Genomic DNA, 19,433 nt, shown 5'->3' on the forward strand with positions numbered 1-19,433 from the left:
CCGCACGACGCTGAGCAACGGGACGCTCATTAATTATCCCTCCCGCGTCGATCAACCCAGCCCATTGTCATGATGCTGTAAGTTGCGGTTGCGCCTGTCCCACGCACCCTGATTTGGCCGTTGACGTTGGTCCTGATGTTCATCCAACCGGCTGCGGCAAGGGCGGATGTAGTGCCGACAAATAGCGACGTATAGGCCCCACCGGGGACTTGATCGAAGTGATCTAGCGACGAGACAAGGCCACCAGTGTTGCCGGTGACAGCATCCATTCGGAATGTAATGAGAGCGTTGACCTTCAAGCCTGTCGGCACGCTCAGTGTCGGCGTGAGCGACGTTGCTGCAATGGTGACGATACTGACATCGGCAATTTGATTGCCCCACAAAAATTCGTCGCCGTTCTGGACGAAATAGACCCACTGTGCCGATCCTGTCGTGAACATTGCGCCAATGCGCCGGAATAGCGTGTAGTTTGCTGGCAGCGTTGGTGCTGATGCGGATAGCGAAATCAGAACGTCAACAATCCCGGTGTCAGGCCGTTTAATCAGATAGGCGTGATACCAAGTTGCATTGGCAATCGTGCCAGTGTCGAGCGCGCCCGCGCCCGTTCCAACCGCCCATGCATTCGTAGTTTTCGAGATCGACGCCGCCAGCCTCATCGCATCCGAGTTTGTGCTGTCCGCGCAAATGCCCGACGCAACCGAAAAAGTTGCGGAAAGGCCGGGCGTCGAAAGCGTCAACCCCACCAGATAGGATTGCAGCACCGCGCCGATATTTTGGCGCGCTTGCAGCTTTTGCGATGCCGTGAGCGCCTGCACGACATCGTAACGCACCGCGCCGGTCGGCTGGCCTGCGCTGATCGACACCCATTGCGATGAACTGCCGTCGTTGTAATAGATGAACAGAATGCCGGTGTCGCTTTCCCACCACAGCGAGTTGGCGGTGGGCGATGCCGGGGGTGTGTCGGAAATGGTGACAGACGCGCCACCACCGCCACCGCCGAAAGCCGGATGGACGTGATCCTCACGCGCGTATTTGACCGACGTACCAACAGCGCCCGCGCCGCTTTCGATCAGCGGCGTTGCCGTTGCGGGCGCGATGCCGCCGCCCGCAATCAATGATGTCGAAACCTGCGCATACTTTCCGGTGGCAGGATCAAAGATCAGCGCATAGGTCGCCTGCGGCGGCACCGATCCAATCACCGGGAAGTCGCTGTAATCCAGATCGAGAAAATAATTCCCGTTCTCCTTGGTGACATCGATCCCGGCGCGGCCGATCAGGCGCGCAGGAAAGCGCGGTGACACCTTGAGCTTGATCGCGCGCGGCTTGACCGAGAGAAACGGGACGCTCATATGTACTGCCCGCCATTTGATGTCACGCCCGCTGTGTTGCCGGGCAAGTAGTTTGCGCCGCCGCCGTTCGTGAAGATCGTGGCGTTGCCGGTCGCGTTGAAACGTCCGCCTGTTGCCGCCCCGGTGAACGTGACACTGTTTATGCGAACGTTGGCGCCGTTCTCCGCGTGAATGAAGCTGCCCCAATTAGGCGTACCATTCAGCGACCAGTTACCGGAGCCCTCCGCCATCAGAAGCGCGCCCGTCGAGCAATAGAACGCGAAGGTTGCCGACGCGTTGACGGTGAGCGGGCTGGGGACATAGAGAGTGCAGCCCCCGCTGAGAGCGCAATGATAGACATTGGCGCCAAACGAGATGCCGACGCCGAGACCAAATCGAGAGCCCATACCGCCGTTAATTCCGACGGCGCTAACACCAGTCGCGATCTGCATATTTTGCAGTGTGCCCGTGGGCAAAGGCAGGTTCGATTGGATGGTGGTGTTGATGATGGTCGTTGCACCCTGCCCGTTGATGACGAACGATTGCAGGCTTGCCAAGCCGGTCATTGCCTTCATGACAAATCCGGCGAAGGTGCCAGCGCCGACACTGACCGCGACGGTTTGGCCGCCGAGATCGAGCGTTGCCGAACAGACATCGATGGCCTTCTGGATCGTTGCGAACGGAGCACCTGCGCTTGTGCCGGGGTTACTGTCGCTGCCGCCGCTGGCAACGAAATAGGTTCGCCCTGCCGTCAGCAATTCGCGCATCGCCCCAACGCCGGGAACGACCGACCACGCCAAGTTTTTACGACCATAAAGCTGGCCGTCATTCGGCGCGTCGGCGATGCCGCCGCCAAGCAGCGAGATCGGCAGTTGCGCATATTGCCCGGTTGCCGGGTTAAAGATCAGCGCGTAAGTCGCCCCCGCCGGAACGCTGCCGATGACTGGAAAATCCGCATAGTCGAGATCGAGATAATAATCGCCGCTCTGCTTGCTAACGTCGATACCGGCGCGACCGATCAACCGGCTGGGAAACTGCGGAAGCACCTTGAGCTTGATTGCGTCGGTCATTGATCGTCAATGCCTTCCATCACGTTGACGCTGCCGATGATTAATTGCACCGTCCGCTCGTCGCGCGAGATACGCACGCCAACTTGATAGGCCCCGGCGCACAGCCCGCGCATGGTGTTGTGGTCAAAATCCCAAGTGAACATCCCGACGTCGGGAAATGTGATGGTGCCCGCATCGCTGTCGGCTGTGAGCCGCGCGCACCTGTTCTCGTCGCGCACCGTCAGCGTGACGCGGCATCCGGTGAGATCGATCACCTCGCCGCTTTCGGTATCCTCAAGCAGGATGGTTTCGGTCCAATCGGAGCGGTTCGATTGCGGGGCCAGATAGCCGGTGTACATGACGCCTCACAATTTGATGTAGTGCGTGACCAAGAGCGACGGCGCGGTGAGACCGAACAGCGAGCTTGAGCCGCCACCGACCGAGCCGGTGAACGTCGATGGGGCCTGCGATGCGGTGATGGTTGCGCCCGTGTTCTGAAACGCGCCACCCGGCGAGCTATTGGAAACGATACTGCCTCCGGTGAAGAACTGCGCGTTGTGGCTGATGCTGATGGCGCCGTTGCTGATGACGCCCGCTGGCGTGATCGGCGGAAGGTTGGCGAGCACCAGCGACCGGGCCTCAACGCCACCACCACCACCGAGCATGATGGGAGAGACGCCGAAATAAGGGGCGGTGATGCGCCCTGACAGGGATGAGCCCATGTCATCGACGCCGCGCAGCGTGCGCCCGCGCGCGTCTGGCGTGGCGATGGTCTTGTTCGCCGCCCAGTCCGATGCCGAGGTCGCGCCACGGCTTGGCAGCACCGATAGATTGGGATCGACATTCCAGAGGAAATTGAACAGCGCCTGACAATCCGCGTTGGCGCGCTCCGTCGCGCCGGACGTTGCCGAGCCGATGGTGCGCCCGTTCATGCGGACGAAACCGGCCAGCACGCCGACGCCGTAGAACGGCTGAATGGCGCCGGTCTGGATCAGTGTGGTGGGATCGGCACCGCCACCGCCACCGCCGCCCGCGCTGGGGCCAATCACGAGGATGCCGTCACGCGCGAGCTGGGTGACGCCGAACTTGTCGTCGAGCCGAACCTTGATGTAGCCGTCCGCCAGGAAGAACTGCGGCACGCGGCCAGCGGCGTCCAGCTGGATCGGGTTCGGCTGCAGGATCGTCAGCGCCGCATCCTGATAGGGCTGCTGCGGCGTCGACACGGTCCCGGCCTGGATGATGTAGAGCAACGCGCCCGACAGCGGTTTGCCGAACTCGTCGAACTGCTGCGTCAAGGAAAGCGGGATGGTGCCTGCCATCAGGAGCCCCAACAAAAAACCCGCCAGAGGCGGGTTACTGATCTCGGTTCGGTGAAACGTAGAGGCGGGGTTCAAGTCGCCCGGCCTGTCGCGCCCCCTCCGCGACTGCGCGCGGGTGGGCACGGCCTGCATAGCGTTGCCCCACGCCCGTCAGATAGGAGACCTCGCCGCCGAGGCGCGGAGACATCGCCGCCATAGACGGCACCGCGAGCGCCGAAGAACTCAGCGAGCCGCCGCCGCCGAGGAACGCGCCCAATGCTGGCACCGTCGCACCAGCGACCGTGCTCATCAGTCCGCGCGGTGCCCACGAATTGAGTGCCTGACCCGCGAGCCGCTCCATCAGGTGCGGAGCGCCGTTCGCGACGAGATAGTCAGCCAACTCGGCACGCCGCCCGTAGGCGGAAGTGACGTTGTTGCGCAGCACCGATTGCAGCTTGCGCAGCGACGTGTCGACGGTGGCATTGGGATTGAGCGAGAGCGTGCGCTCCATCTCCCTGACCATCTGCGAGGCGCGCTCGTAGCCGCGCATGATGCGGTCGTAATCGGGCACCTGATTGACGATGGTCTGGCGCACTGCCTGATAAGCAGCGTCGGCAACGCGGCGCGACGGCGAGCCGTGTTCGGTAGCATCGCGGATGTCGCCGAGCCGCTGCTTCAGCGCATCAAGGCCTTCAGGGGTGTGATACTCGCGCGGATCGAGCTGCTTCCAGAACGCGACCTCGTCCCTGATGCGGTTGCGGATCGGCTGCGTCTCGGGCTGCTTGGTGATGCCCTTGAAGGTCGAGCTGTTCTCCATCTGCCGGACGACGTTGTCGATGTTTCGAAAGTTGAGCACCGTCTGGTCGAGCCCCAGCTGCTGCATCTCGCGCTGGTAGACAGCGCCGCGATCCTGGCGCATCTGGCGCACCGCGTTCTGCGCGTATTCCACTGTCTCTTGGGCCGGGGCTGTCCCGCGCAGGTTGCTGCGGAAGGCTTCCGCGGTCTCGCCGCCTTCCCGGCCAGCTGCAACGGCCATCCGGTAAGGCGTCCCGCCGACGCCAGAGGCGCGGCCAGCCGCCGCCGCCGCCGCGTGACCGGCCGCGGTCAAAGGCGCGGTCAGTGGGTCGATGGCACGACCCACGGTTCCTGCTGCGCGCGCCACCTGCCCCGCGATGCCCGGCGCGCGGGCCGCGAGCGCCGAGCCGCCGCTCAGCACCGCGGAGAGATCGCCCGCCACGCCGACCGGATCGGTCGCCAGCGTGCGCTTGATGTTCTCGATGCCGCCGTAGCGGTCGGCGAAGAACTGCCCGACGGCGTCGGCCTTGTTGATGTCCTCGGTGCCGGACGCGACGCCGAGCTTCTGGGCGACCCCATGACCGACGTCGCCGATGTTGCTGAGCGTGTCGACGGGATGGAGGAACGGCTGCACGATGTCCGCGCCGAAGCGGTAGGCACTCGACGGCAGGTTCTGCAGCATCTGGCCAGGGACGTCCGACCACGACAGCGGCTGTTCACCCTGCTGCTGCCGCTGCGCCGATGTCGCCAGTTGTTCCGGCGTCAGCTGCGCTGGCGGCGTCAATGCAGCCGTCGTCGGTGGCTGATCTGGCTGCTGATTGTAGAGCGCGAGCAGCTGCTCCGTGGACATTCCAGAGAGATCGCTCACCTGATGGCTCCCCGCCTGCGCAACTCGGTCTCGACGGCAGCGCGATCAGGCGCCGCTGGCGCTGCGAGCAGATTGCCGCCGCCGCGGCTCCTGCCGAGCAGCTCGCCGATGTGATTGAGATGGCGCTCCAGCGCACTGATCTTGGAGTTGATGGTGAAAGTCGTGTCGCGCGGCGTGATGCGGTACTGCTGCGCGTTCTGCGCCGCCTCCTCCTTGCTCATGCCCGCGCCGGTCAGCATGCGGATCAGCGCCTCCGCACCCGTATCGAGCATGCGCTTGGTCTCGCCGGGCACGCCGATATTCGCTATCGCCTGGGCGTGGTTGGCCGGGTTCTCGATGCCGACATCGCCGCGCGCGACACGCGCCCTCAGATCGGGCAGCGTGCTCATGAACGATTTGCCGAGGCCGACCCGCGCGACGATCTCGTCGCCGATCTTGTCGGCCTCGCTGCCGGGGATCGGCACCACGCCCTGCGACTTGTCGTTCGGGTCTTTCCAGCGATGGTTCGGCGGCAGCTTGCCGTAATTGCCGCCGCCACCGCTGCCGCCGCTGTCAATCGGCCCTTCAGGCCCCTGCTTCCTGACCCGCACCAGCCGCTCGTTGCCGTCGTCGTCCTTCACCTTCTGGATTTCGTAGTCGTTTTTGACGTCCCGCATCATGATCTCGGTGCGGCCGGTGCGGCTGTTGGTCCGCACCAGATTGTCGCCCACGATCTTGAAGTCGTAGGTGCCGGGGTCGAGCTGCTTCTGCAGCAGGCCAATGGCGAGCGGGCGCGTCAGCGGGTTGCGATAGAGCGCCTGCAGCTGCTCCGCGCCGACGCCAGGCGCGCGCGGCTCGTCGCTGACGATGCTGTCGACGGCGCGGTTGCGGACCTGATCGAAGGCGAGCGAGGACTGCGGCGCCGCATCGGGACGCGAGGTGCCCGCGGTGATCTCGGGCGGCAAATCCCGGCCCATCTTGCGTTCGAAGTCCGCAGCGTAGGCGGTGGGCGTGGTGCCGAGCGGGTCGGCGATGTTTTTGTACATGCCGCCCTCGCCCGCGAGCCACGCCCGCGCGGCGCCGCTGAGGCCGTACTTGTTGGCGTAGGCACCGAACTTGGCCCGCGCGACGGCGTCCTGGGCGTCCCGGTCTGCCAAGAATTCTTGCGGCGTCATCGCGCGCCCCAGCACCTCCTTTGTCCAGGGGCCGACGTTGAAGTCCATCACGCCGTAGGCGCCGAGCGCGCTCTGGGGCTGGCCCCGCCGGTTGCGGGTGGTGGTGACGTTGGCATAGTCCCCACTGCTCTCCTTCTGCCGGATCACGGCGAGCGCGCGCTCCAGGCCCTGCGGCGAGTAGGACGCCTGCGCCGTTGCGCTCGTCGGCGCGCCGACCGGCCCCTGCGGCCATCGCGCGGTGTCGAGCGGAGAAGGCTCATCCGGTGCCGCGAGTTGCGACGGCGCTCCGACAGGCCCCTGGGGCCATTGCGCTGTGTCCAAAGGCGACGGCTGGTTGGCCGCCAGCAACGGCGCGCCAACGGGGCCTTGCGGCCATTGCGCGGTGTCGAGCGGCGACGGCTCGTTCGCAGCCAGCGTCAGCGACGGTGCCGGGCGCGCCGCTCCACCGAACGGCTCGAACCCCTGGGCAATTCGCTGAGCGGGCGTCAGCAGCGGCGGCAGCGCCAATTCGGCAGACGTGAACCGGGGCGGCGCAGCTGCAGCAGGAGCTGGCGCAGCAGCCTGGGCCGGACGACGCTCCACGGGCGGCGGCTGGCTCACCTGGGCGCCATCCAGCTGCTGTCCCTGGCCGCCGTACAGCTGCGCGATCAGGCGTGCCGCCTCGTCCTGCTCGCGCTGCTCCTTGATGATCTGGCCGATCCTGGCCAGCGGCGACCAGTCGATCTCGCCAATGAAAGAGCTGGGCGTCGGGAAGCTGCTGGGATTGATACCCATGGACCTTGACCTCAGTAAGCCGTGTAGCGGAGCCCGCCCACCGTTCCCGACCCGAACAGGTTGCCGCCCGTGCTGCTGTAGCCGCCGGTCGTCGCGCCCGTGGGCGTGCCGCCGCCGAACAGGCCGCCCAGGCTGCCGAGGCTGAGCCCTCCCGTGAACGGCGCGGCGACCATGCCTGCAAGCGACAGCCCGGCGCCGAGCAGGTTCTTCGCGCCAGCCGCCTCGCCTGCGGCCTGCAGATTGTTCGCGGCGACGTTGGTGCCCATGGTGTTGTTGGCGACGTTGCTCTGGTTGAGCCCGTACTGTTGCGCGAGGCTGGCAAGGCTGCTGTAGCCCTGCTGCTGGCCCTGGGCGGCGCCCGCGGTGTACTGGCCGCCCATGCCTGCGGCGCTCTGCAGGCCCGCCATCCAGGGCGCATATTGCGTGTTGTAGAGCATGCCGGTGACGGCGTTGCCGGTGTCGAGATCGGCGTTGCCGCTCGCATACATGCCGCCAATCGCGCGCCTGCGGTCGATGGCATCGAGCGCGGCCTTCTGCGTGATGTCGTAGCCGGGCGTGGTCTGGAACGCCGCCGTTGCCTTGGCATTGCCCTCGGGGCCGTTGACGCCGAGCGCGTTGAGCCAGGTATCGCCCGCAGCGTTGTACTTGCTGCCGAGCGCGGCCAGCGGCGCATAGGCGCTGATGCCGGAATTGATCGCGCTGGTGCCGGTGTCGTAGCCGCTCTTGAGATAGCCGAGCGCGTCGGTCTGATACTGGGACGCGAGCGCCCGGTTCTTCGCTGCAGCTTCTTCCTCGGCCCCGCCGCCGAACAGCGTGTCGAAAAATCCGGCCATCAGTTTGCTCCCGGCAGGAATTTCTTCTGCGCATCATTCCAGATCAGCACTTGGCCGTTGGTGAGCGTCTTGAAGTTGACTTCGGAGAAGTAGTTGATGAACGCCGCCATGGCCGTGAGCTTCTCGTACCAAATCGGATCGATGCCCTGGTCGGTCTGGATTGCGACGGTTTGCGCAGGAAGGCTGAGTTTCATCGCAACTGGTCCCCGAGCATGTCGGCGCCCATGAAGGCGAAGTTGACGCCTTCGCTCTCCTCGAAACGCCAGCGCACGCCCTGCACCTCGGCCTGCCCCCAGATCGAGGCCCGCACGCGCCCGTTGGTGATGGACTGGCGGCCAATCCTGGCATTGCGCGGGTTCGACCAGTCCTGGCCGCCGTTGCGCGAGATCGAGATCGCGATCTCGACATTGGTCTCGTCGGGATCGTGGCCGGTGGCGTCGCTCGCCCCCTTGGTCAGGTACAGCTCAATCGCGTTGATCCGCACGGCGTTCGGGAATGCGCCGAACGGCCCGGTCTCGATCCGCATCATGATCGGGTTGCCCAGCTCCTTGCGCACGTCTGCGCTGATCTCGCAGAGGTTCGCCGCGTCGCTGTCGCCGCACAGCCACTTGCCGAACGCCAGCACCGGATAGAGACCGCGCCAATATTGCTGCAGGTACGAGCGCCGCTCGTGCCACGTCTGCAGCGTGGTGTCGTAAATCCAGCACCATGCCGGACCCTGCACCACGACGAAGCCGTGACCGCGCGACACGAACACGCCGAGGCGGATCTTGGTCTTGTCGGTCTCCTGCTCGATCAGCCGGTCAACGTCGGTGTTGGAGATCGGCGTGCAGGTGTAGCCGTCGATGGAGGACACGCGGTTGTCGTCACCGACGATGAACAGCCCCTTGCCGAAGCCGTCTTCCGCACCAGCCGCCGCCGCGGGGCCGACAATCCCGCGCGGGATCGTCGCGATGTAGGAGAACGGATAGCCGGTATCGTTCTGGCCGCCCCACACTTCCAGTGAACTCGAGCCGCACAACAGCAGCTGACCGTTGCCGAGCGGCACCGGCCGGTACAGCGTGTCCGGCTTGCTCTCCGCGGTCGCGACATTGAGCATGTTGATGATGGTGACGTTGACGTTCGAGGTGCGCGTGGTGCCGTTGCCGTAACTGAAGACGAAGAAGCCCTTGTGGAACACCACCGCGTTGGGCTGGCCGACATTGCCGTCAGGGTACGCGACGACCTGACCGGCACCGTTGATCCAGAACGCGCCATTGCCGGGACTGACGAACACCACATCCGGGTTCGCCGCATTGTTGCGCGCGCCGAACACGATGTCGCTGCCGGGGATCGCGCCCGGCAGCAGCGTGCCCGCGCCACCCGCCGACGACCACGAATAGACCGACGTGCCGAACACGCCATAGAAGATGTTGTTGACCAGCACGCCGCCGCGGAAGCGGCCATTGGGCACGGTGCCGAAGCCGTTGAGACCCGGCACCCGATAGTAGGCATACGGCTTGCCAGCCGTCGCCGGTTGCTTCTCCGGGTAGCAGTTGATGATGCGGCCCCCGGCGAGCTGCGGCTTGAGGCCGGGCGCCGACAGGAGCGGAAACGGGACGTCGGTCATCTCAGGTTCGGTTGCGATACCCTAGAAATGGTTGGTCGCCAGGATTTCGTAGGTCGGCGTCTGCGCGATCAGATAGCGCAGCCGCATCTCGTGCTGGGCCACGGCGGCGAGATCGACCGGCTGGTTGGAGAACTCGGCCGCCGCGTAGATCGCCACCAGCCGCGCCACCGTCTCGAACACGAGGTTCGGGATGTCGTCGCGGTCGGCGATGGCGACGATCTTGGCGATCTCGGCGAGTACGTCGTCGATGCACTTGTCGATGGTCTGGTGCTCGACGTCGCCGAGTGCCTCGCCCGGCACGTACTTGCCGAGGATCGCCGCGGCCTTGTTGATCAGCTCTTCCGCGGTGTGGGTCTCAGCCATCACGGCACCAGCTTGACGTTGATGGCTGGCATCTCCGTCACGACGTTGCCTTGCGCCACGGTGATCGCAAACTCACGCTGCGCGGCCTGCGGCTTCGGGGTCTGGTAGCTGCCCGAGCGAAACTTGATGAAGGCGGCTGAGCGCAGGAAGTCGAGCGGCACCACGATGGCGACGCCGGGTGTCACCGGCAGCGACACCTCTTCGCCATGATGGTTGAACAGATTGTTGAAGAACAATCCGTCGGTCGAAATCTGGAACGTGAGCAGAGCGTCGGTCCAGTCGGCGGGCATGGTCAGCCGGACGATGTCGGCGCCGCTACAATCGACGGCATCCGACAAGCTCTCACCGGCAGCGATGATCGGGCCGTTCAGCACGACAAGCGGCATGTCATCATCCCCAAAAGAAAAGGGCCGCTTGAAGCGGCCCTACTTGTGATGCTTGTGATCCTTCGGATCGGGCTTCGGCTCGTCGGCCTTGGCCTCCTGCTTCGGCGCGTCCTTGGCCGGGTCGTAATCCGAGACCTCGCCGACCTTGAAGTAGCGGTTGCCCTGGAGGCGGGTCATGTTCGCCTCCTCGCAGACCACCGGGGTGGCTTGGCCGTCGTAGAAGGTGGTGCCGAGCATCTCCACGACTTTGCTGTCGGCCTTCGGCGCGGTGTACGTCACGGTTGCTTTCTTCATCGATGACTCCTTGTGATCTACGTTCCACATGAAACGAACAAAGCGGGCGGCTTACGCCGCCCGCCCAAGTCACTTCATGTAGCCTTCCATCAGGATGCTGACGGTGGGCGTCGGGCCGAGACCGGCCGCCGCCGCCGTCACCGTCACCAGAATGTCGGTGTCGTCGGGGAATTCGTACCCCGCCGCGCCCGCCGCCAAGGTCGGGGTGAATGCGCCAGCCGCTTGCGCGAATGCGGCTGCCGCCACGAAGCGCGCAGGGTTCGCCGCATCACCGAGAGACGCCTGCAAGGTGGCGCCCGTATCGAGATCGCCCGTGGTGCCACCGATGCTCTGCAGGATGAAGCCCCTGGGCACCCGCATCACAGCAGTCTGCGCATTGAGAGCAACGTCGGCGGCAACAAAGTTTACGGTCGGGCCGCCGAACACCTTCTTGGTGCGCGCGAAGCCCTGGCCGCCAGCCTGGGGCTGGCGATAGAGAGTGCGAGGAGCCATGATCATGATCTCTCGTTGGAGGAAAGTCAGGGAGCCGGGTCCGGCTCCCTGTAGTCGTCGCGTCTTCAATCCGGGGGAAGATTGAACCGTTAGGCCGCGGGCGGCGCAGCGACGAAGCCCGTCACCATGCCCCAATCGACCAGATCGCCCGCGGTGGCACCGCCGACGTTCTGCGGGGCCTTGGCGATCTTGCCGACGCCGTACTGCGCCTCGATGCCGAGGCCCGTGACGAAGTCGTAGTCACCGTCCTCCAGCTGGGTCGGACGCGGCAGCTGGCCCGTCGCATAGGCCAGTGCCGCCTGACCGCACAGGAAGAACGGCTCGACGTCCACCGAGCCGCCGCCTGCGGCCTTCAGCAGCAGGCGCTGGGTGATCTCGGGGATGTTCTTGTAGAGGATGCCGTCGTACTTCAGCGCGCCGCCCGTGAAGATCGGGTTGGTCGCGGTGGCGTTGCCCTCACGGGCGCGCGCATCGCGGTTGGCCTGATACATTGGCGGGTCCTGCTGGAGTGCCGCGAACGCGCGGTCGCCCAGGAAGCAGACATACATCTCCTCGTCCAGCTCCTCGATCTCCCAGGGGGTGATCTTGGGGCGGCCGTTGTAGACGCCGGGGTTGGACGGATCGACGCCAGACTGCTTGGCGAGCTGCTTGGCGAGCGAGCCGATGGCCGCGGTCATCTTGTCCTGCGCGCTGTCGACGTTGGCAATCGCAGTCGCGAAGGTCGAGGAGTAGTTCGAGAGCAGCGCACCGAACAGCGTGCGGTCCCAGTTGGCTGCGGTCCACGAGTTCTTGTTCGCGGCGGTCGCGGCCGACCAGCGGATGCCGTTGACGCGGTTGCCCGGCTCCTGAAGACGGCCCGCCTGGATCGAGGCGGTCGGGATCGAGAGCAGGCTGTCGACAATGTCGTCACGCACGATGCGCCGTGCCCAGCCGCGCAAGAGATCGCGCGCGGTCGAGCGGACGTTGAACGAGCTTTCCTTGTTGGAAGCGCGGTTGTTGGCCACCGCGTTGCGGCCCCAATCGGCCCAGATGGGGAAGCCGTAGCTGTCCATCTGCTCCTCTTTGCCGCGCAGCGTCCCAGCGCCGACGCCGTCACCCTGGAGCTGGTTGACGAGCGGGACGTTGATCTGCTTGCCGTCGCTTTCGAGATCGGCGAGGCGCACGATGACGTTGGTGGAGCTGTCGCCCATGAAAGGGTCGAAGCGGGAGCGTCGGAGGAAGTCGGAGATCACCTGCCGACGAAACTTGATGACCTCGTTGTTGACGTGGTTGGTCGTAAGCATAGCCGCTCACCCGATGATGAGGCGGCGCAAGTCGCTCTAGCCATGTGGGGTTAGCGCCGCCGTGCTGAGGTGGCTTGGCGGAACAGGTCTGCGTCGGAGGGTTCGGCGATCTGCGCCTCACCACCCCCGGCACCGATGTTGCCAAGCGATGGACTGGAGGCGACCGTGACGGGGCGAGCGACGGAGTTGCCGGTCGCCATTGCCTGACCTTTCGCAGCTTCGATGACCCGCTTGCGATAATCCGGGTCACTCAATGCTTCTTCGAGAACGCGCTTCTTGTAGCCATCGAGATCACCGCCAATCGAGCGCAGCGTCTCGCCGTCGTTGTGCCAACGGACGATCACGCCATAGGGATCGTGAGACCCCATCGCACGGTTGTAGGTGGCCCAAGCATTGGGATCGTTGCGCGCCATGCCGTGCTCCAGAGCCTGCCGCGCAGCGCCGACCTTCTCGTTGCCATGCCGCTGGAGAGCGAAGTCGAGAGACATCGCCTCACGCTGCATCTGAAAGTCGCTGCTGATCTGCTCCAGATACGGGCGCAGCTCCTGCTGCACGAACCCCGACGGGTTCTCGAACAGGTCGATCTTCGGGGTCTGCTGCTGGCCCTGCTGCGGCGGCTGTTGCCGCGCCAGCATTGCCATCTGCGCCCTGAGATCGTCGCGCTCACGTTCCGCCCTGCGCCGCGCCTCGCTCTCCTCACGCAGACGCCCCGAGGGGATCGTCTCGTCGAGCTTCGGCTCAGTCCTGGCTTCGGGCTTGGGGGTTTCACCGGCCGGTGGCGTCGGAGCTGGCGGCTCCGTCACGACGGGCGGGTTCTCGAACTTCTCCAGCGTCGCGGTGCTCACCGCGTCGTTGAACAAGGCATTCTCGTCGGGCGCGTCAGCGCCTTGGGTCACGTCAGTCATGTCATGGTCTCCCCGGAATGTCGTTTCCGGCGAACGTGGCCCGGCTGTCGCGACGGGCGGCGTGGCGAGACATCCCTCTCGCAGGGCAATGCGATCTCGCTCGCATCGGGCGTGTGCGCCGTGTCGTGGCGCGGACGAAGGGGTGCGGGCGCGCGGTGAAGCACGCCCGCCCGTCACCGGGCGCGGGGGACAGCCCGCGTGGGGCGGTGGCGGTTTTCTAGACTTGCGGCCTCGGCCGGTTCGCGGCAGCGAAGCGCGCGACGCGCTCGCGGCTGGCGCGGTCCTGGCCGCGGTGGAAATCGTCCACCGCGCGGTCTGCCATGCGGTGGAAGGTGTCGACGTTGCGGTTGGCGAGCTGCTCGATGCTGGCGCCGAACCGATCAGCGTTGCGCTGGGAATGATCGGCCAGCAGTTGCAGCGGCGTCACCAGCGCCCTGTGGTCGAGCGAGCGCGCCGAGGCACGCTTGTGTTCTGCGGTGGCGTTGGTCTCGTTGATCTCGGCCATCTGCTGCGCGTAGTCGAGCGGCGTCTTCGGATCGGGGCCGCCCTCGGGCATGCCTTCGGTGCGCGCCTTGGCGACGTTGAGCAGCCCGGCGGTCTGCGCCTTGCCCGCGTCGGCCTGCGCCTTTCCGGCCTGGGCGTTGGCGAGATTGGCTTCGGCCATGGTCTTCTGGATGATCGCTGCCTGCGCCTGCTGCTTGGTCGGGTCGGGCTGCGCCAGCATGCCCTGCAGCTTCTTCTTCTCGGAGAGCGGCAGCGCCGAGGCTTCGATGATCAGCTGCGGCGGCACCGGCACGTTGTTCTGCGACAGGCCCATCAGGAGGTCGAAGACGTCGCCCATCACCGTCTCGGTGTCGGGGCCCTCGTCGACCTTGATCTCGACGTCGATGTTGCCGAGCATGTTGACCAGCATCGGCAGGCCGTACTGATCCAGCTCCACCGAGTTGATCGCCATGAACTGGGCGACGCCCGCATCGCCCGTCACCCGCAGGAAACGCTCGCCGGTCCAGTAGCGCTGCGCCGCGCACCAGCAGGCGCGGTAGCGCTCCAGCTTCCACATCCGGAAGTTTTTCAGGAACGGCCCCAACTCAGCGAGACCGGCCTGCTGGAGTAGGTTAGCCGCCCTCCCCGAAACATTCTGACCGAACTCTTGGATCAGCTGCTGGTTGGGGCCGAAAGTGTCGATCTCGGCCTTGGCGTCCTGATAGTACTCCGTCTGCTGCAGGAACTCGCTCTCGGGCTGGATCACCTCCAGCGCGCTCTTGTCGCCGCGATAGACCAGCGTGCCGTCGGGCCGCGCCGCTTCGCGCCGTGTCACCTCGATGTCGTCGACCGCGCCTTCCTGAATCTTGATCTGGCGCGTGTTCATGATGTGGATCGACTTGGAGCGGTGTTGGTTCATCGCGTCCTGGGGCCCACGCAGGCGACGGATGAAGCCGTAATGGTCGCCGTCGATGTCGATCATGTTGGCGAACGCGGCAAACTTGGAGATCGACATGCCGCGCTCGTTGAAGAACGGGCTGTCGCCCGCCATCAGCTCGACATTGCCCGTGTGCAGGCACCAGCGCCACATCCCGCCGCGCTTGTACCAGTGATCGACGAGGCGCACCCGGTTGCGGCTGTCGACCCAGAGGTTTTCGCGGTCGGTGTCGAACGCGGTCCAGTAGCCGCCGTCGTTGTTGAGCGCGTCCTTCACCAGCTCTGCGCTGCCCTCGACCAGCGACTCCAGCTCGTCGACATCGGCCCATTTGTAGACGCCGTGGAAGCGCGCGTCGGTGAAGTTGGTGCGCAGTGAGCGCGGGTCGTAGAAGAACGTGCGCGGGTCGACATAGTCGAAGCGCAGATCGGGATCGCCGTGATCGCCCTGGCCGAGCACCAGCTCGCTGACGCCGATGCCATGCACCAGCGCGTCGCGGCAGCACTCGACCTCCAGGTCTTCGGCGAACGAGGCGTCGTTGATGGTGCGGATCACCTGGGTGGCGACCTCCGCGCCCTGCTCGCCGTTCGGCGTGTTCGGATAGGCCTTGGGGTCGGTGCGCAGGCGCCGGATCGTACCCGACAGACTGTCGATCTTGCGCCCGGTGCGGTCGAACGTCATCGGCGGCTGCGACCGCTTCTTCAAAATCTTGAGCTGGTCCGCGGTCCACTGGTCGACGTGGTAATAGCGCCAGGACTGACGCTGCTCTTCGATCTCGCGCGACTTGGCCGAGCAATAGTCCTCGAACTCACGGCGGCGCACCAGAAGCTTCCTGGCGTCTGCATCCTCCGGTCCCACCACGCCTTGCGAATTGTAATTGGCGTGCAGGGTTTCGAGGTTGATCATAGCGTCATGGGGTCCACGGACTTGATGCGGGAGTGAGCGCGGTAGCCGTCGAACGGCTCCGCGACCGAGCGGCCAGGAGCGAGACGCCCGACCACCATCTTGTCGAGCAGCTGGCCGACGAGGCCGAGAGCGTCCACTTGGTCGTCATGCTTGGACGCCGGAAAATTCATCAGCTCCGCGAACAGGTCCGCGGCCCAGGGCGCGTTCCTGGCGTAGTAGATGCCGTCGAGCGCGAGGCGGCCCTGGATCGCGCGCGCACGCACCGCCTTGTCGCCGCGCGTCGGAAACTGCTCGCGGCTCACATAGACGCGGCGCTCGCGCATGCGCTTTTCGAGGAACGGCCCGACGGCAGACTTGATCTGGCCGGTCTCCTCCGCCCAGGCGAGCGGCCGATACTTCGCGACGAGGTCGCAGAACGCCTCGATCCAGACGTCCGAGGTCTTCTGGCCGCGCCACACATCGAGCAAATACAGATTGCCCATGTGGTCGACGCCGAGGACGATATGCACCGCGTAGTCGCCGCCGTCGGCGGTGACGGCGTAGTCGCTGCCGCCGTAGCAGCGCATCAACTCGTGGCCCGGCTGCAGGTGCAGCGGCTTGAACCACTGCTCCTTGAAATAGTCGCCCTCTTCAGGTGCCGGCGCCTGCTGATAGAGTGCGCTCCACACCCGCGGCGGCGTCGTATCCTTCAGCTCGCGCAGCTGCTCGCCGTAGCCGTACTCGCCATCGCTCCACAGAAACTCGCCGACGGCCCGGCCGAGCTGGTCGTTGGCCTTGGCTTCGGCGGGAAGCGAGATCACCTCCCAGGGCTCGTGGTTGAGCGCGCGCCCGGCAAGGTCGTCCTCGTGCCAGCGGGTCTGGATCAGGAGCTGCCGCGCGCCAGGGATCAGGCGCGGCCGGAAGTCGTACAGGTACCATTCCCACAAGCGCTCGCGGACGTGCTCGCTCTCGGCGTCCTCCCTGCTGCGCAAGGGATCGTCGATCACGCCGAACAGCGCGCGAAAGCCCGCAATGCCGATGCGCGCACCGGCCGCGAGATACTCGCCGCCTTCCCTGATCGCCCAGCGGCCCGCCGCCTGGTTGTTGTCGTCGGGATGGATGCCGAGGATCGAGGTCTGCTCCGCAATCAGGTTGCGGACGCGGCGGCCCCAGCGTTCGGCCAGCTCTGTGGTGTGCGAGGCCGCGAGAAACTGCGCCTTCGGGTGCTGCGCCATGCACCAGGGCGGAAACAGCACCGAGGCATAGGTGCTCTTGGCGCTGCCGGGCGGCATAAAAATCGCGAGCCGCGGAATGTCGCCGCGGCTCAGCGCTTCAAGCTTATCGATCAGCAGGAGATGGTGACGGGCAGGAAGATAGCCTTGAGATTTGCACCACTCAGTGAGGCTTGAGCGGATCAGCTTGCGTCGGAGTATCTCCGACGCCGCCTTCTCTGCCGTTATCATTCTTCAGTGCGGCATCGTACTCGTTGAGCAGATCGATGATGTGCTGCTCTTCAGGCTCGATCACCTCGGGCTCCTCGCCCCACCAGTTGATCCCGATGTAGCCCTCGGCGAGCTTACCGATATGTCGATGCAGATTGTGGAGCACGAGCGCCAGCGCCGCCTCGTAGCCACTCAGGCGTACCAATTCCGCCCGCAACGTCGAAGATCGCTCGCCGTGCTTGATCGACTGATAGCTCTCCACGGTCCACCGCCTTCCAGATGTCATCGACAGCTGTTGCGTTTTTAGCGGTTTTCCAGTCGGCTGGGAAGAGCGAACGGATCGGCTCCCACGTCGCACTTTGTGCGGCGCGCGGGAGCATTCCGTACTCCTGGGCAAATTGTCGAGTCGCATCAGCAACTAAGCCGTAGGTGCCCTGGACGCCGGTCACCGCGCTCGACTTGGCGTTGACCGAGCCCGCCGGGCCGCCCGACGCCAGATGCTGGATCACCGCCTCCGAGGAACCCGACAGGGGCCGCATCTGGGCGGCGGCGACCTGATGGGTGTCGCCGGTAATGTCACCGAAGCGCGGATCGTTCGGCACCTCGATGTTGTTGTAGAAACTGCGCACCTTGTGCTTGGCGCCGAGCAGCGGCGACAGCGTGTCCATGTCGCCGCCGGACTGGATCGCGCGCACCGCCTTGCCGATGTCGCCAAAGGTGCCCCAGGCGACCTTGGCGGGATCGCCGCTCGCGGTCCTCACGAAGTCGCCGAAATCGCCCTCCGGCAGCACCGAGCGATAATTGCGCGCGTTGTGTGCCTCGTCGAAGGCGCGCACGAACAACGCGGCATGCTTCGGGTCGACCTGATCGAGCCGCTTGCCTTCGATGGCGCGCAGCAAGTCAGCAGTGTCAGGCTTTGCCATCAATGCGGGCTGCGACCCGACCCAGCTCGCCATGTCGCTGGTCGCGCGCGGGTTCGCGGTGACGATGTCGCCGACGCGCTCGCCGAGCGAGGCATTCATGAACCAGTCTTTCTGCGGCGACAGTGACGCCAGCGCAGCCGATGCGCTTTGCCTGGGCACGCCCCAGCGCTGCGCCAGCGCATCCGAAATCCGGTTGGCGCCCTCGTACCAAAGCGGCGCGCGGCGCTGGAGGTCGGCGGGCGAATTCTCATACAGGAAGCGCATATTGCCCGCCGCCTGATCGATATAGGCCTGCGCCGCCTCCTCGGGCGCCATGCCCTTGAGATGCGCGAAGCCGGGATAGCGGGCCAGGATCGAGGTGTTGTGCGCGAACTGCTCCGGGTCCATCCGCATCTCTTCGGTGCCGATGGACAAATGTTGCCGCAGCGGATTTTCCGGGCTCTTCACACCGGTCGGAAAACGGGTCGCAACGCGCGTGTCGCCCTTCGCAATCGCCTGCGGCACCTCGGACAGCGGCCGGATCGCGCCAGCCCCGAGCACCGCCTCGCCTGCCCGCATCGGCACGCCCGCGATGGCGCCTGTGCCCATCGGCAGCGACGCTGCCTCGACCACGGGCGCCGGATCGTATTCGCCGGTCTGGCCGTAGCGGTCCATCGCCTCGCGCAGGCGGATCGGCAGCGTGCCGAGACTGCCCGCGGTGTCGAGCAGCATCTTGGCGGGCACTTTCGCCGCGGCGAGCAGCTTGTCGCCAATCGTGAGCGGCCTACTCAGCGCGCCGAGCGGCCTGAAATCTCCGTAGCGGTCGCGGATGCGGTCGGCTGCGCTGGCGATGCCGTAGTCTTCGGGGAGACCAAGCTCTGCACGGCTTGACCTGAACCTATCGCCTTCCATTGCGCCGTGACCAAAGCCCTTGTCTGTTCGTCTGCGAGATCAATGACGCGCACGCCTGCCTTGCGGGCCTGCTTCATCATGTCGGCGGTACCGCTGCCGCCAGGAAACGCGATCACCAGCGCGGGCTGGCCCTCGGCGAGCATCTGGCCGTTGCGGATCGGCCCTGCGGCGTTGTGGTGGACCTTCCAGTGCGCCGGAAAACATTCAATCGGGAGCCGCTGCACCGTGGCCCAGCGGTTGGCGCACCAGTCGGCGCCCCTCGCGCCGCCATGGATCACCAGGGTGAAGCCGTGGATCGCATGCAGCATGTCGAGAAACCGCGTCACCGCGTCGAGGTTGTTGAAGTTGCGCCCGCCGCAGACGATGACGCGCATCAGGGCTCACCGGCCATCGAGACCACGGCGAGTGTCACGACCCCGACGCAGCCCCCGACGACCATCCCGA

At 65.5% G+C, this 19,433-nt stretch carries 20 protein-coding genes; all 20 read right to left on the minus strand.

Translation table 11 applies throughout. The annotated features are described in order from the left end of the window. Nucleotides 1-29 precede the first annotated feature (29 nt). The gene (locus tag ACKWRH_RS23545) at nt 30-1,349 is read right to left on the minus strand and encodes a hypothetical protein (protein ID WP_445215456.1); all 1,320 of its coding nucleotides are present in this window, start codon (nt 1,347-1,349) and stop codon (nt 30-32) included. Further along, complete coding sequence (locus ACKWRH_RS23550) at nt 1,346-2,398, minus strand: hypothetical protein (protein ID WP_445215457.1); 1,053 nt, start codon at nt 2,396-2,398, stop codon at nt 1,346-1,348. Before ACKWRH_RS23550 ends, ACKWRH_RS23545 begins: the two co-directional genes overlap by 4 nt. Continuing rightward, nucleotides 2,395-2,736 (minus strand): hypothetical protein, encoded by a 342-nt coding sequence (locus tag ACKWRH_RS23555; RefSeq protein ID WP_445215458.1) that lies wholly within the window; start codon nt 2,734-2,736, stop codon nt 2,395-2,397. Before ACKWRH_RS23555 ends, ACKWRH_RS23550 begins: the two co-directional genes overlap by 4 nt. A gap of 6 nt (nt 2,737-2,742) precedes the next feature. Continuing rightward, nucleotides 2,743-3,696 (minus strand): hypothetical protein, encoded by a 954-nt coding sequence (locus ACKWRH_RS23560; RefSeq protein ID WP_445215459.1) that lies wholly within the window; start codon nt 3,694-3,696, stop codon nt 2,743-2,745. Nucleotides 3,697-3,730: 34 nt separating this feature from the next. After that, nucleotides 3,731-5,338 (minus strand): hypothetical protein, encoded by a 1,608-nt coding sequence (locus tag ACKWRH_RS23565; RefSeq protein WP_445215460.1) that lies wholly within the window; start codon nt 5,336-5,338, stop codon nt 3,731-3,733. Next, nucleotides 5,335-7,266, minus strand: a complete 1,932-nt coding sequence (locus ACKWRH_RS23570) for a hypothetical protein (protein ID WP_445215461.1) — start codon at nt 7,264-7,266, stop codon at nt 5,335-5,337. Before ACKWRH_RS23570 ends, ACKWRH_RS23565 begins: the two co-directional genes overlap by 4 nt. 11 nt (nt 7,267-7,277) lie before the next feature. Then, the gene (locus ACKWRH_RS23575; protein WP_445215462.1) at nt 7,278-8,099 is read right to left on the minus strand and encodes a hypothetical protein; all 822 of its coding nucleotides are present in this window, start codon (nt 8,097-8,099) and stop codon (nt 7,278-7,280) included. Further along, nucleotides 8,099-8,293, minus strand: a complete 195-nt coding sequence (locus tag ACKWRH_RS23580; protein WP_445215463.1) for a hypothetical protein — start codon at nt 8,291-8,293, stop codon at nt 8,099-8,101. The genes ACKWRH_RS23575 and ACKWRH_RS23580 overlap by 1 nt, the downstream gene beginning before the upstream one ends. Then, nucleotides 8,290-9,708: a hypothetical protein gene (locus ACKWRH_RS23585; RefSeq protein ID WP_445215464.1), complete on the minus strand. Its 1,419-nt coding sequence runs from the start codon at nt 9,706-9,708 to the stop codon at nt 8,290-8,292. The genes ACKWRH_RS23580 and ACKWRH_RS23585 overlap by 4 nt, the downstream gene beginning before the upstream one ends. 21 nt (nt 9,709-9,729) lie before the next feature. Next, nucleotides 9,730-10,071, minus strand: coding sequence for a hypothetical protein (locus tag ACKWRH_RS23590; RefSeq protein WP_445215465.1), 342 nt, complete (start codon nt 10,069-10,071; stop codon nt 9,730-9,732). Further along, entirely contained in the window at nt 10,071-10,457 is a 387-nt protein-coding gene (locus ACKWRH_RS23595) for a hypothetical protein (RefSeq protein WP_445215466.1), read from the minus strand. The genes ACKWRH_RS23590 and ACKWRH_RS23595 overlap by 1 nt, the downstream gene beginning before the upstream one ends. Before the next feature lie 39 nt (nt 10,458-10,496). Further along, nucleotides 10,497-10,751: a hypothetical protein gene (locus ACKWRH_RS23600; protein ID WP_445215467.1), complete on the minus strand. Its 255-nt coding sequence runs from the start codon at nt 10,749-10,751 to the stop codon at nt 10,497-10,499. 69 nt (nt 10,752-10,820) lie between these two features. After that, nucleotides 10,821-11,243 (minus strand): hypothetical protein, encoded by a 423-nt coding sequence (locus ACKWRH_RS23605; protein ID WP_445215468.1) that lies wholly within the window; start codon nt 11,241-11,243, stop codon nt 10,821-10,823. Between the two features lie 89 nt (nt 11,244-11,332). Next, nucleotides 11,333-12,526 carry a phage capsid family protein gene (locus tag ACKWRH_RS23610; RefSeq protein ID WP_445215469.1) on the minus strand — a complete coding sequence of 398 codons (1,194 nt, stop codon included), beginning with the start codon at nt 12,524-12,526 and terminating at the stop codon, nt 11,333-11,335. A 50-nt stretch (nt 12,527-12,576) separates the two neighbouring features. Then, a complete protein-coding gene (locus ACKWRH_RS23615; RefSeq protein ID WP_445215470.1) occupies nt 12,577-13,386 on the minus strand; it encodes a hypothetical protein in 810 nt (269 codons plus the stop codon). Nucleotides 13,387-13,648: 262 nt separating this feature from the next. Continuing rightward, nucleotides 13,649-15,754 (minus strand): portal protein, encoded by a 2,106-nt coding sequence (locus tag ACKWRH_RS23620; RefSeq protein WP_445215471.1) that lies wholly within the window; start codon nt 15,752-15,754, stop codon nt 13,649-13,651. Then, nucleotides 15,751-17,166: a phage terminase large subunit gene (terL, locus tag ACKWRH_RS23625; RefSeq protein ID WP_445222467.1), complete on the minus strand. Its 1,416-nt coding sequence runs from the start codon at nt 17,164-17,166 to the stop codon at nt 15,751-15,753. Before terL ends, ACKWRH_RS23620 begins: the two co-directional genes overlap by 4 nt. Beyond that, nucleotides 17,129-17,341 (minus strand): hypothetical protein, encoded by a 213-nt coding sequence (locus ACKWRH_RS23630; protein WP_445215472.1) that lies wholly within the window; start codon nt 17,339-17,341, stop codon nt 17,129-17,131. Before ACKWRH_RS23630 ends, terL begins: the two co-directional genes overlap by 38 nt. Continuing rightward, complete coding sequence (locus ACKWRH_RS23635) at nt 17,310-18,809, minus strand: DUF7178 family protein (protein ID WP_445222468.1); 1,500 nt, start codon at nt 18,807-18,809, stop codon at nt 17,310-17,312. Before ACKWRH_RS23635 ends, ACKWRH_RS23630 begins: the two co-directional genes overlap by 32 nt. Before the next feature lie 56 nt (nt 18,810-18,865). Further along, nucleotides 18,866-19,363, minus strand: coding sequence for a DUF2493 domain-containing protein (locus ACKWRH_RS23640; RefSeq protein ID WP_445215473.1), 498 nt, complete (start codon nt 19,361-19,363; stop codon nt 18,866-18,868). Between the last annotated feature and the right edge of the window lie 70 nt (nt 19,364-19,433).

Source organism: Bradyrhizobium sp. Pa8, from assembly GCF_052588265.1.